Annotated in this window: 10 protein-coding genes; 6 read left to right on the forward strand and 4 right to left on the reverse strand. The window is 57.8% G+C overall.

From position 1 onward, the window contains the following. From AQ621_RS10975 to AQ621_RS17350, 5 genes are read left to right on the forward strand one after another with little or no spacing between them, the layout of a single operon-like run. A complete protein-coding gene (locus tag AQ621_RS10975; protein WP_227508308.1) occupies positions 1 to 486 on the forward strand; it encodes a pilus assembly FimT family protein in 486 nt (161 codons plus the stop codon). Continuing rightward, complete coding sequence (locus AQ621_RS10980; protein ID WP_058341476.1) at positions 477 to 1,010, forward strand: type IV pilus modification PilV family protein; 534 nt, start codon at positions 477 to 479, stop codon at positions 1,008 to 1,010. The genes AQ621_RS10975 and AQ621_RS10980 overlap by 10 nt, the downstream gene beginning before the upstream one ends. Then, on the forward strand, positions 1,010 to 1,783 hold the full coding sequence (locus AQ621_RS10985; protein WP_058341477.1) for a PulJ/GspJ family protein: 774 nt from the start codon (positions 1,010 to 1,012) through the stop codon (positions 1,781 to 1,783). Before AQ621_RS10980 ends, AQ621_RS10985 begins: the two co-directional genes overlap by 1 nt. After that, positions 1,773 to 2,186: a hypothetical protein gene (locus tag AQ621_RS10990; RefSeq protein WP_058341478.1), complete on the forward strand. Its 414-nt coding sequence runs from the start codon at positions 1,773 to 1,775 to the stop codon at positions 2,184 to 2,186. Before AQ621_RS10985 ends, AQ621_RS10990 begins: the two co-directional genes overlap by 11 nt. Then, positions 2,183 to 5,905 carry a DUF6701 domain-containing protein gene (locus tag AQ621_RS17350; protein WP_082641045.1) on the forward strand — a complete coding sequence of 1,241 codons (3,723 nt, stop codon included), beginning with the start codon at positions 2,183 to 2,185 and terminating at the stop codon, positions 5,903 to 5,905. The genes AQ621_RS10990 and AQ621_RS17350 overlap by 4 nt, the downstream gene beginning before the upstream one ends. Positions 5,906 to 5,929: 24 nt before the next feature. Here AQ621_RS17350 and glnG read toward each other — a convergent pair whose 3' ends face one another. The 4 genes from glnG to glnA all read right to left on the reverse strand — a co-directional run bounded on the left by glnG (position 5,930) and on the right by glnA (position 10,784). Continuing rightward, a complete protein-coding gene (gene glnG, locus AQ621_RS11010) occupies positions 5,930 to 7,363 on the reverse strand; it encodes a nitrogen regulation protein NR(I) (protein WP_058341482.1) in 1,434 nt (477 codons plus the stop codon). Further along, positions 7,360 to 8,460: a nitrogen regulation protein NR(II) gene (gene glnL, locus AQ621_RS11015; protein WP_058341483.1), complete on the reverse strand. Its 1,101-nt coding sequence runs from the start codon at positions 8,458 to 8,460 to the stop codon at positions 7,360 to 7,362. The genes glnG and glnL overlap by 4 nt, the downstream gene beginning before the upstream one ends. Before the next feature lie 261 nt (positions 8,461 to 8,721). Further along, positions 8,722 to 9,249 (reverse strand): DUF4124 domain-containing protein, encoded by a 528-nt coding sequence (locus AQ621_RS11020; RefSeq protein WP_058341573.1) that lies wholly within the window; start codon positions 9,247 to 9,249, stop codon positions 8,722 to 8,724. Between the two features lie 131 nt (positions 9,250 to 9,380). Continuing rightward, positions 9,381 to 10,784, reverse strand: a complete 1,404-nt coding sequence (glnA, locus tag AQ621_RS11025) for a glutamate--ammonia ligase (protein WP_058341484.1) — start codon at positions 10,782 to 10,784, stop codon at positions 9,381 to 9,383. A gap of 392 nt (positions 10,785 to 11,176) precedes the next feature. Between glnA and typA the strand changes: the two genes are divergently transcribed. Next, positions 11,177 to 12,988: a translational GTPase TypA gene (typA, locus tag AQ621_RS11030; RefSeq protein ID WP_058341485.1), complete on the forward strand. Its 1,812-nt coding sequence runs from the start codon at positions 11,177 to 11,179 to the stop codon at positions 12,986 to 12,988. The last annotated feature ends 134 nt before the right edge of the window (positions 12,989 to 13,122 follow it).

Raw genomic sequence — 13,122 nt, forward strand, 5'->3', positions numbered from 1 at the left:
GTGAGGCGACGCCTTTACAGTGATCGGCTGGAAGGTTATTCGCTGGTTGAGTTGATTCTGGTAATCAGCCTAATCGGCGTGCTTTCTGCACTCGGTATCGGGCTGTATACCAGATCCTCCGCCTTCTCCCCCCTGCTGGCCACCCAGCAACTTGCCTCCGCCACGCTGCTTGCCCAACAGGCAGCGCTGGCGGGCAATTCTGCGAATACTGTAACCATCAGCCGGGATACGAAGAGTTTCAGTTTCTCGGCTGCTGGTTCCAGCTTTTCCATGCGCCATGAAGGCGCCACCATGAGTTACCGGCCTGTGAGTCAAACTGCAGCGTCTCCTGTAACCAGCACGAATACCCAGATTGCCTTCGACCGGATGGGGCGCATTGCCCCACCCGTTAGCGGTCAGGACATCGAATTCAAAATCTCCGGCGACAGCAACTTCACCCTGTGCCTGAGTTCCCTTGGTGCCGTTTACCAGGGGGCATGCCAGTGAGGCAGCCATGCCTCGGCAAACCTCGCCAGCAGGGCGCCACCCTGGTGGAACTGGTCATGACCATCGTCATCATCGGCGTCGCCATCGCCGGTGTAGTCGGTGCCTTTTCCCTGATCACCGGCCGCAGCGCCGACCCGCTGAACCAGACCCGCGCCGTGGCACTGGCTCAGTTGTATATGGATGAAATTCTCGCCCGCAATTACGACGAATCCAGCAAGGTTGGCGGTGGTAAGGTTTCGAGTTCGCAAGTGGATTGCGAGCCAGCTGAGACAAGCAGTCAACCGCGGGCCGATTATGAAGATGTAAACGACTACCACGCCATCACCAACGCGATTCCCGAGGATGGCGAAGGCAATCCGCTGCCCGGCTACGGCAATTTCCGGATTTCCATCACCGTGGCCTGTGCCGGCAATGATATCTCAGAGATGCCGCTCGCCAATGCCGACGCCAAACGCATCGACATCACCATCACCGATCCCTCCAACGCCACCTACCAGTTCAGCGCCTACCGGGGGAACTTCTGATGCGCAGGCAGCCCGGTTTCACCCTGGTTGAACTGGTTATGGTTATCGTGCTGCTAGGCATCGTGGCCACCATTTCCGTGCAGTTTGTTTCGCTGTCGACTCGTGGGGCGCTGGATGTGGGGGCTCGACAGCAGCGGGCCTTGCAGACCGTGGTGGTCAGTGAACAGATTTCCCGGGAACTGCGTAATGCCTTCCCCAACTCCATCCGAATCTCGGGCAATTGCCTGGAGTGGATTCCGATAGAAGCGGCCACTACCTACATCCGCCTTGGCGGGCCGGACTTTGACCGGATTGCGGTCGTACCATTTGCGGAGGAGCCTGAAACCGGCAATCGAGTGATCGTTTATGGCTATGGTGGCAGCCGTGATGATCTTTATACCGTTGACTCCGGCCGCGGCCCATTAAGTTCTCCGGTCCAAAGTATTGATGACAGCGTGTCGCCTCCGGAGATTGTGCTGGAATCAGATCACCGCTTTAACGGCCAGTCACCGGAACGCCGCCTGTATGTGGTAGGTGACCCAATCAGCCTGTGCCAGGCTGGCACCTTCCTGCGCCGTTACAGTGATTACGGTTTCAATGGGACGCAGTCTGCACCGCCTGCCGGCACAGGCGCAGTGCTGGCCGCAAATCTGACCGGCCCTGTGGAATTCGATTACAGCCCCGGCACCCTGGAGCGCGGCGCTATACTGCGTTTCGCTTTCACTCTGAAAGACCCCGCCGGCGATGAAACCACCCCCGTCAGCCAGGAGGTACAAATCCGCAATGTCCCCTGAGCGCAGCATCCAAAAGCAGGCTGGTGCTGGCCTGCCTATCGCCATCTTTATCATCACTGTATTGGCGTTGCTGGTGTATGGCATGACGCAGTTGCAGGAAAGTTCCGGTAAATCTGTGAGCTTGCAGATTCAGTCCCAGCGGGCATTTTTTGCGGCGGAGAGTGGGGCGCAGTTGGCGGTGGCTGAGATTCTGGATTCCGGCGATTGTGCCGGCGTGCCGGCAGAATTGGATTTCACCGTGGGTGCCCTGCGCGATTGCAAGGCAACGCTCGTATGTTCGGTTAGTGATCCGTATCCGCTGACGGGTAGTGGTGGTGACCGTGTGCTATCGCTGATAAGCACCGGGGAGTGCGGGGCTGGAAACGAGCTGGCTCGCCGAAGTGTGGAGGTCAGGGTCCGATGAGGGCTTTTGTTGCGTTTGTGATGGCGTTGTTCAGTTCGCTCGTGTGGGCCGAATGTTCAGAAGACTATGTTGGGCTGGCGGTGATCAACGAGGTCGCGGACACCGGAAACTTTATCGAAGTAAAGTTGCTTTCCTCAGCGATTAGCCCTGAAGAGTACAATCAATGGACGCTGGATTATTGCACTTTGACCGGTCAGGGAAACAATCAACGCGTTGAATGTGTGGGTGATGGTGCGGCGGCTGGCGGATTACCGTTGTCCGGTGCCGATTCCACCGGTTATCCGTGGCTTGTTCTTAGTCCAGGTAGTGGAGATCCAGACGTTAACCTTAACGGCATTGAAATCCGCCTTCAGGACCAGAATGGAGGCACGATTGACTACCTTCGGGTCTACGATGGGAAAAGCAATAAATTCGATGGCTCGGATTTTGACAGTCTTACCAATGATTGTTCTATTGCAACGGTCATTGATGAAGGAGGCTCGCAGGGTAAGTTAACCAAGCGTGAACCAGATGGCGCTGGCGACTGGCAACTATCCGGTGGGCAGTCTGGAGGCGGAACGTCTGAGGGCTCATCGAATGATGGCGGGAATGTTGCACCAGATGCAGTGGTCGGTATTGATAGTGTGACCGTAGAGCGTGGTCAGGTTGCAACGCTGAAGGTCACGCTGGATGAGACTGTGGCTGTGAGTACCACGGTTAGTTATCGCACTCGGGATGACTCTGCGGAGGCTAACAGCGATTATGTTGCCAAAATCGGCACCGTGACCATTCCAGCGAATAGTACAGAAGCAACTATCACTGTGGTAACTCAGGGCTCTCCTTCACAGCAATCCGAACGATTCTTTGTTGAGCTCACTGGCGTAACCGGTAATGTCGCGCTTGGCTCACAGATCGGTGTAGTGACGATAATGCCGGCTCCGGTGGCGTGGTGGCGGTTTGAGGGGAATGCGGAGGATGAAACAGGGAGCGGGTTGAATGGAACGGTGAACGATGATGTTTCTTTCTCAGGACTCAGTCCTGCGCTCCCCGGCTCCCCCGGAACCTGCTCATATGCGCGCTTAGATAATCAGAATTTTTTGATTATTCCGGCTACCGTCGGACGGATCACTGTTCCAGACTCTGATCAACTTGACTTAAATGATGAGTACACTATCGCTGGATGGGTTCGGCGGGAGGAAAGTGGGGGAGGCTATATTCTTTCCAAACCTGACAACTATCAATGGTATGTTGACAGTTCCGGTCGTTTTTACTGGTACTGGGGCAGTTCCGGGCAACTTCGCAGTCAAACGGGAGTTCTGCCTGAAGGTCGATGGGTTCATGTGGCGGTTACCTATGAATCTGGTTACCAGGCGCTTTATGTGGATGGAGAGTTTGTTGAGAATGAGTTTCTTGGCGGGCTGATCCCAACCTCGACTGATGATTTAGTCTTCGGCCGAGAATCCTATTTGAATCTTCTGTCCTCCAGCCGCCTTTCCGGCTCTATTGATGAATTTCGCATCTACAGTGAAGCGTTAGCTCCCGCGGCTATCAATAAAATCTACAACGCAGTCTTCCCCTGCGCAGGAAGTGAGCCCAGGCTCGCAGACTTTCGCATTTCCTATGACCCCGCCGGTAGTGTCTGCGAACCGCTGGCGGTGCGTGTAGAGGCGTTGGATTTGTCCGGGGCCACGTTGACGGGCTACACCGGTAAGATCGATTTATCGACCACTAGCAACCACGGTACCTGGAGCGTCAACGAGGGTAATGGTGCTCTCTCTCCCCTGCCGGATAACTCTGATGACGGCCAGGCCAGTTATCAGTTCGACCTGAGTGATGCAGGTGTTGCCACATTTGCTTTTTCGAATACTCATGCCGACCTGCTCTCCATTAGGGGCACCGACTCGAGTGAAGGTGTTGTCGCATCGGGTGGCGCGGTCGAGTTTCTGGAAAATATCTTGCGCCTGTCGCCTAACGACCTGCTTGGGGATGACCTGATTGCGGGGCGGGCGCATCAGTATGATGTGTCTTTGATCAAAAGAGATGACTCTGGTGAGTGTGGCGTTGCAACAGACTACGAAGGTACACACCTGCTGGATGTTTGGCTGGATCGTACCTCAAATGACCCCGGGGGCGCGGGCCCTGAAGTTCGTGGCGAGAACACCCTTCAGGAAGCGGGAAATGAATCAGGAAGCGGCAGCGTGGAAGTGGAGTTCACAGGAGGTCAGGCAGACCTTTTTATAAAGCCTGTCGATGTGGGGGAGTACACGGTACGGTTGCTTGATGCATCCAGTGGTTATGCCAGAGATCTGGCGGGTGCGGCGATTCCTATACCCTCTACATCTACCGGATCTCCCTGGACAGCCCGGCCCTTTGCGTTGGCGGTGAATGCTCCGGGTAATCCGGGCGCTACGGATGCCAATGGTGGGGTTTTCCGGGCAGCGGGAGAGTCATTCCGTCTTGAAGTGGCCGGCGTTTTGTATGATGCCGCTGATGACTCGGATGGAGATGGTCAGGCAGAGCCCGGTGCCAATGTTTGGGATAATGCCCGGGCAGTGTCGTTTGGCCAGGAGGGAGAAAGCACTGTTCTGAAAAGCACGCTGCTGGCCCCAGCTTATGGCGAGGCTGATGCTTTTTTCCCGGGTGCAGAGCCGATAGCCGATTATTCCGGTGGCATAGGCGGTCGGGATGATTATCGGTTTGACGAGGTCGGTATTATTTCTGTCAGCGGCAGCATTGCCGATGGTAGTTATCTGGGCGCCAGCATCGCTAGAACCGAGCGGATGACGGTGCTTTCGCCCGACATTGGTCGTTTCACGCCGTCATATCTTGAAGTGCGGCTGTTCGATGAGGGCACTTTGGGTTCCGCCTGTTCAGCGGGTGCTCTAGCTTTCACCTATCTTGGCCAGCCGTTCAGCTGGCAGGAAACGCCAACCATTCGGGTGATTCCGCGTGCGGTTGGCAGTCAGGAAACCACCAATTATCTGATTGGTGACTTTATGAAGCTGCGGGCGAGCGGGATCACGCACGCCTGGCCTGATGAAGATCCGGCAGCGGAAGTGACAGATGGATCGGGCGCGTTTTTGACTTTTAGATTCGTAACGGAAGACGGCAGTATCGAGGATCGTTCGGATGGCGCCCCCATCTACTACCGCTATTCGGTGGCTGACCAGTTCAGCCACGAGAAGACGGCCTTCACCCGCGTGACACCTTTCGACCCTAAACCTGTATTCGGACTTGAAAGTGTATCTGATCTTGATGGTGTTGGCTGGGCGGCTGACCCGGACGCGCTATTGGGTTCCCCGGAAGCGTTTACCCCCGCAACCGAAGGGCCTGTCCGATACGGCCGTCTGGAGCTGGAAAACGTCTACGGCCCCGAAACCGGCGATCCTTTACTAATGCCGTTCCGCGCCACCTACTGGGACGGCACCCGGTTCGTCACCAACACCGATGACAGCTGTTCGCCCTGGGCCACCAGCGATATCACGGTGACAGACCCGGGTGGTGTGATGGCTGAGCTAGCCGATTTGTCGGGTGAGCTCGAACAGGGGACAGCTGCGCCGCTGGAGCTGGTGCCAACGGGTAATCGGGGCGAAGCCATCCTGGAGTGGGACGTTCCGGTATGGCTGCAGGATGACTGGAATCAGGACGATACGCTGGTGAACCCCCGCGCCACCGCCACCTTCGGCGTCTACCGCGGCAACGACCGCATCATCTACTGGCGCGAAGTCCCCGCCAACTGAATCCAATCTCATGGGGGAAGAGGCTTACTCCTCCTCCCCCTCCGGATGGTCCATCCCCAACTCGTTAATCTTCCGCGTCAGGGTATTCCGCCCCCATCCCAGCAGTACCGAGGCATCCCGGCGGCGGCCGCCGGTGTGTTTCAGGGCAGCCTCGATCATAATTTTCTCGAACTCCGGCACGGCGGTGTCCAGGATGGCTTTCTTGCCCCGTTTCAGTTCCAGTTCGGCCCAGTTTTTCAGGCCTTCCTGCCAGGTCTGGCCGGTGCCGGTGTTGTCGGTGTCGGCCTGGTGCAGCAGTTCCGGGGGCAGGTCGTCTACGTGGATTTCCCGGCCGCTGGCCATTACGGTCAGCCAGCGGCAGGTGTTTTCCAGCTGGCGCACGTTGCCGGGCCAGGGCAGGGTGGTCAGGTATTCTTCGGCATCTGGCCGCAGTATTTTCGCTTCTACCGACAGTTCCTTGGCGGCCCGCTTCAGGAAGTGCTGCATCAGCTTGGGGATGTCTTCCCGGCGTTCGGCCAGTTTGGGCAGGTGTACGCGGATTACGTTCAGGCGGTGGAACAAGTCTTCGCGGAAGCTGCCGGCCTGCACCAGTTTTTCCAGGTCCTGGTGTGTGGCGGCGATGATGCGCACATCCACTTTGATGGGGGTGGTGCCGCCTACCCGGTAGAATTCTCCATCCGCCAGTACCCGCAGCAGTCGGGTCTGGGTGTCGGCGGGCATGTCGCCGATTTCGTCCAGAAACAGGGTGCCGCCGTTGGCCTGCTCAAACCGGCCCTGGCGGGTGGCGCCGGCGCCGGTGAAGGCGCCTTTTTCGTGGCCGAACAGTTCCGATTCAATCAGGTCTTTGGGGATGGCGGCCATGTTCAGGGCGATGAACGGGTTGTGGGCCCGGGGGCTGTGGTTGTGCAGGGCCTGGGCCACCAGTTCTTTACCGGTGCCACTCTCGCCGTTGATCAGTACGGTAATGTTGGAGTTGGAGAGCCGGCCGATGGCCCGGAACACCTCCTGCATGGCCGGTGCTTCGCCGATGATTTCCAGGTTTTTCTGAACCGACTCCATCTGGGGTTCTGCCGCGGCCTTTTTCTCGTGGCTGTGGGCGATGGCGCGCTTAACCAGGGCCACGGCTTCATCCACATCAAAGGGTTTGGGCAGGTATTCGAAGGCACCGGTCTGGTAGCTGGTCACCGCGCTGTCCAGGTCGGAGTGGGCAGTCATGATGATAACGGGCAGGTCCGGGTGCTTCTTCACGATCCGGGACAGCAGGGTAATGCCATCTACGCCGGGCATGCGGATGTCGCTGATGATGGCATCCGGTTGTTCGTGCTCCAGGCGCATCATGATGCTTTCACCGCTGTCGAATACGCGGGGGTGCAGGCCGGCCTGGGTAAGGGCACGGTCCAGTACCCAGCGGATGCTTTTGTCGTCGTCTATGATCCAGACGTTTCCCGTTCGGCTCATTGGTTTTCCTCCAGAGGCAGGAAGATGATGAAGTCGGTTCTTCCCGGTTCACTCTCGCATTCCACCAGCCCGCGGTGCTGGCCGATGATGCTTTGGGTAATGGAAAGCCCCAGGCCCGTGCCGGATGCCCGGCCACTGATCATGGGGTAGAAAATGTTCTGCAGCAGTTCCGGCGGTATGCCCGGGCCGTTGTCGATGATGTCTACCCGGCACACCAGGCGGTGGCGGCGGTGGCCGATGGTGAACTGGCGCAGGGCACGGGTGCGGAAGGTGATGGTGGGCATGTCACCGCTGTGGCTGTCCACCTGGTTTTCGAAAGCAGCTTCCATGGCGTTCCGCGCGATGTTCAGGAAGGCCTGGATCAGCTGTTCCTTGTCGCCGGTGAATTCCGGGATGCTGGGGTCGTAATCCCGCTTCAGGCGCACCCGGCCCTTGCTTTCGGCTTCAATCAGGGTGCGTACCCGTTCCAGTACTTCGTGGATGTTGGTGCTGGCCATCTGCAGGGCTTTGTTGGGGCCCAGCATGCGGTCCACCAGGCTGCGCAGCCGGTCGGCTTCGTTGATGATCACCTGGGTGTATTCGCGCTGGTCTTCGCTGTTCAGTTCCCTGTCCAGCAGTTGTGCCGCGCCCCGGATGCCCCCGAGCGGGTTCTTTATTTCATGGGCCATGCCGCGCACCAGGATGCGGGTGGTTTCCTGCTGGGAGATGATGTCTTCTTCCCGGCTGATGCGCAGCATCCGGTCTTTCGGCTGGATTTCGATCACCAGCTCGGTGGGGTCTACGCTGACCGGGGTTACCGAATAGTCTACGGTGAAGCGTGAGCCTGTCAGCAGGGCGAACTCGGCCTCGCGGCGGGTGTAGGACTGTCCGTTGTTGAGGGCTGCGTACAGGGTCTTCAGGGCGTCGCTGGAGTCGATTAGCAGATCGCCCAGCGGTTGGCCACGGGTGCGGGTCAGGCTGGTTTCAAACAGGTTCTCGGCCGCCGGGTTCAGGTAACGGATAGTGAGGTCTTCGCCCAGCACCAGAAGGGAGGTGGTCAGGCTGTCCAGAATGCTTTTGTATCCACTGTCCGGGGTGGCGGGCGGCTGCGACGTCATGCTCGGCTTCCGTTTTCGTTTCATGCGTGTACCCCGGTTTTGCAAAATCCGAACCAGTTTTTCTGGCTGACAGAAAAAAATGGGCAACGGCCGGGCGCGGGCCGGCCTGTGGGGCATGGCGGTGCTGTGGCCTGGTGCAGATGGTTCGGGAAAGGCTACAGGCAGCCGGCGATTTGCCCCTTCGCTGCCCAGAGTATGGCGTTAATGTGGTGCGTATGCACTAAATTGGTGCAACTGATTCCGGGTGCTACCGCTGATGTGTTATCGGCGCAGAACAGACGGGCGATGAACGGTAAAGCTGATACCGGGGCCGGTTTTCACCTGAACGCCCTGGTCGTCGATGATGTGCACACCGGCCTGGTGGGTGCCGCGATCAATGTTGTTTACGGTTACCGAGCCGGAGGAGCTCTGGCCTACGGGCTGGCCGTCGAGGGTGATTTCGTATTTGTGGCCACGCTGGAGGCCGGGGGTGCTGCGCACTTCAAAGGTGACGTCGCCACTGCCGCTGTGGAAGGCCTGGTCGTTTTGCGGGTGCACAAAAGTGAGGCTGTCGTAGTTGGCGCCTTCCTTCTGGACTTCTTGCCGCAGCTGGTCGGTTTCCCGCACCACTTCCGGCTTGGGCAGGGTGATGGTGGTAACCGGTTTTACTTTTACGGTTTCGCTGCCCTGCATCGGCTCGTCTGAGAAGGTGACGTTGCCCTGGGCATCCACATGCCGGTACACCTCTGCGTGGGCGCCGGCGGCGGCCAGTAAACAGAATCCGGTTACAAGGGCGAGAGGTGCTTTCATAATAAAGGCCTGCATTGATCAACTGCCTCGATTATCGGCGCCGCTGGCGGTGTTTTCAACGGCTGATACAAAAAAACCCCGCACGGGGCGGGGCTGGCTGTCACCGGGCTGCACCAAATTGGTGCAGGGGCTTAGCAGGAGTAATACAGTTCGAATTCAACCGGGTGAGTGGTCATGTTGATACGCTCAACTTCGCCACGCTTCAGGTCGATGTAGCCGGCAATCATGTCTTCGGTGAACACGCCGCCGCGGGTCAGGAACTCGTGGTCTTCTGCCAGGCAATCGAGCGCCTCCTGCAGGGTAGTGGCTACCTGCGGGATGTTCATCGCTTCTTCCTTCGGCAGGTCGTACAAGTCCTTGTCCATGGCATCGCCAGGGTGGATCTTGTTCTGGATGCCGTCCAGGCCGGCCATCATCAGGGCGGCGAAGGCCAGGTACGGGTTGGCTGCCGGGTCCGGGAAGCGCACTTCGATACGGCGTGCCTTCGGGCTGCTTACGTACGGAATCCGGATGGAAGCGGAACGGTTACGGGCAGAGTAGGCCAGCATGACCGGGGCTTCAAAGCCGGGTACCAGGCGCTTGTAGCTGTTGGTGGCCGGGTTGGTGAAGGCGTTGATGGCCTTGGAGTGCTTGATGATGCCGCCGATGTAGTACAGGGCCATTTCGCTCAGGCCGGCATAGCTGTCACCTGCGAACAGGTTTTTGCCGTCTTTGTTCAGGGACATGTGCACGTGCATGCCGGAACCGTTGTCACCTACGACCGGCTTGGGCATGAAGGTGGCGGTTTTGCCGTAGGCGTGGGCTACGTTGTGCACGCAGTACTTCAGAATCTGAACTTCGTCTGCCTTGCGGGTCAGGGTGTTCGGGCCAACGCCGATTTCACACTGGCCGGCCGTGCCCACTTCGTGGTGGTGCACTTCGATGGTCAGACCCATGCTTTCCATGGCCGCACACATAGCGCCACGCAGGTCGTGCAGGCTGTCTACCGGCGGAACCGGGAAGTAGCCGCCTTTCACGCCCGGGCGGTGGCCGATGTTGTTGCGGTCGAAGTCTTCGCCGGATACCCAGGCGGCTTCTTCTGAGTAGAGCTCGTACATGGAGCCCTGCATGTCGGTCTTCCACTTAACGGAATCAAAGATGAAGAACTCCGGCTCCGGGCCGAACAGGGCGCCGTCGGCAATGCCGGTAGACTTCAGGTATTCCTCTGCGCGACGGGCAACTGAGCGGGGGTCACGCTCGTAACCCTGCATGGTGGTGGGTTCCACGATGTCGCAGGTAATGTTAACGGTGGTTTCTTCGGTGAACGGATCCAGCACGGAGGTTTCATCAACCGGCATCAGGATCATGTCGGACTCGTTGATGCCTTTCCAGCCAGAAATAGAAGAGCCGTCGAACATCTTGCCGTCGGCAAAAAAGTCTTCGTCTACTTCAGTGGCAGGCAGTGTAACGTGCTGTTCTTTACCGCGGCTGTCGGTGAAGCGCAGGTCAACCCATTTGACTTCGTGTTCTTTGATCAAATCAATCGTCTTGGACATTGTGCATGCTCCGTAGTGATTTCGTGTTCGTTGTGCCGGATCGTTCAGTGTGCTGAGGCCCGATCTCTTGCAGGTGAAGGCAGCTTACCAGAAGCCTTTGGCCCTTACCTTTCAATTACGGCTGCTCCTCACTAAGCAAGTGCCTTGCCAGTTTTGTGTAACTGCGCCACAACAGCGCAGTGGCAAGGCTTTGGTGCGTTGTGTGTGCAAAAGTGTACGGTGGCCGGCCTGGAATTGCACCAGAATAGCGCACCACTTTGGTGCGAAAACCGGTGGATTGCCTGATATCAGTGCGCCGGAAGGGTTGGTTACATATTAGGCACTATTCTTCATATTATCGACATGGACTTTTCGATATACTGCGCGCCGCTAATTTCTGCAGGATACCCGTTGTGATTGATAAGCTTAGAAACGTCGCCATCATTGCCCACGTTGACCACGGTAAAACCACCCTGGTTGACCAGTTGCTGCGCCAGTCTGGCACCCTGGACCGTAAAGAGCTCGAAAACGAGCGCGTTATGGACTCCAACGACCAGGAAAAAGAGCGTGGCATTACCATTCTGGCAAAAAACACCGCGCTGAAATGGAAGGACTACGATATCAACATCGTAGACACCCCGGGCCACGCTGACTTCGGTGGCGAAGTTGAGCGGGTAATGAGCATGGTAGACAGTGTGCTGCTGGTGGTGGATTCCATCGACGGCCCCATGCCGCAAACCCGCTTTGTTACCCAGAAAGCTTTCGCAGCGGGCCTGCGCCCGATTGTGGTTGTGAACAAGATCGACCGCCCGGGTGCGCGCCCGGACTGGGTTGTAGACCAGGTCTTTGACCTGTTCGATAACCTGGGTGCCACCGACGAGCAGCTGGACTTCCCGATTGTTTACGCCAGCGCCCTGAACGGCATTGCCGGTATGGACCATGAAGACCTCCAGGACAACATGGACGCCGTGTTCCAGGCGATTGTTGACCATGTGCCTGCGCCTTCTGTTGACATGGACGGCCCGTTCCAGATGCAGATCTCCCAGCTGGACTACAACAGCTTCCTGGGTGTAATCGGTATCGGCCGTATCATGCGCGGTAAAGTGAAAACCAACACTCCGGTGGTGGCTCTCGGTGCCGACGGCAAGAAGCGCAACGGCCGTATTCTGAAAATTATGGGCCACTCCGGCCTGCAGCGTGTGGAAGTTGAAGAAGCCCAGGCCGGCGACATTGTGTGCGTAAGCGGCCTGGACCAGCTGTTCATTTCCGACACCCTGTGTGATCCCTCTACCGTAGAAGCCTTGCCGGCGCTGACCGTTGACGAGCCCACCGTATCCATGACCTTCCAGGTAAACGATTCGCCGTTTGCCGGTAAAGAAGGCAAGTACGTGACCAGCCGTAACATCAAAGAGCGCCTGGAAAAAGAGCTGCTGCACAATGTGGCACTCCGTGTTGAAGAAGGCGATTCAGCGGACAAGTTCAAGGTGTCTGGCCGTGGTGAACTGCACCTTTCGGTTCTGATCGAGAACATGCGTCGCGAAAACTTCGAGCTGGCCGTAGGCCGCCCGGAAGTGGTGGTCAAGGAAGTAAACGGCCAGAAGGAAGAGCCGTACGAAAACGTGATCATCGACATCGAAGAGCAGCACCAGGGCGCGATCATGGAGCAGATGGGTCTGCGTAAGGGTGACATGACCAACATGATCCCGGACGGCAAGGGCCGAATCCGCCTGGAATACACCATTCCTGCCCGCGGCCTGATCGGTTTCCGGAACACCTTTCTGACCATGACCTCCGGTACCGGCATCCTGACCTCCACCTTCAGCCACTACGGCCCGGTGAAGATGGGTGACGTAACCAGCCGCCAGAACGGCGTTATCGTTTCCATGGCGACCGGTACTGCGCTGACCTACTCCCTGGAAACCCTGCAGAGCCGGGGCAAGCTGTTCCTCGACCCGGGCCAGGAAATCTACGAAGGCCAGCTGTGTGGTATCCACAGCCGCGACAACGACCTGGTGGTTAACCCCACTAAGGGCAAAAAGCTGGACAACATGCGTGCCTCCGGTAAAGACGAAGTGATCGGCCTGGTGCCGCCCATCAAGTTCACCCTGGAGCAGGCGCTGGAGTTCATCGACGACGACGAGCTGGTGGAAGTCACGCCCAAGTCGATCCGTCTGCGCAAGAAGCTTCTGACCGAGAACGAGCGTAAGCGCGCGGGTAAGAAGTAACGGGCTTTTTTTGCCACGGAAGAACACGGAAGACACGGAAAAATAGAAACGAAGTTTTCCGTGTTTTTCCGTGGATGCCGTGGCAAAGCTATCCTTTCTTTATCATCCCCATCTATCTCAGCTAGACTGCCGTT

This window comes from Marinobacter sp. P4B1 (assembly GCF_001447135.1).
Taxonomy (GTDB): Bacteria; Pseudomonadota; Gammaproteobacteria; order Pseudomonadales; family Oleiphilaceae; genus Marinobacter; species Marinobacter vinifirmus.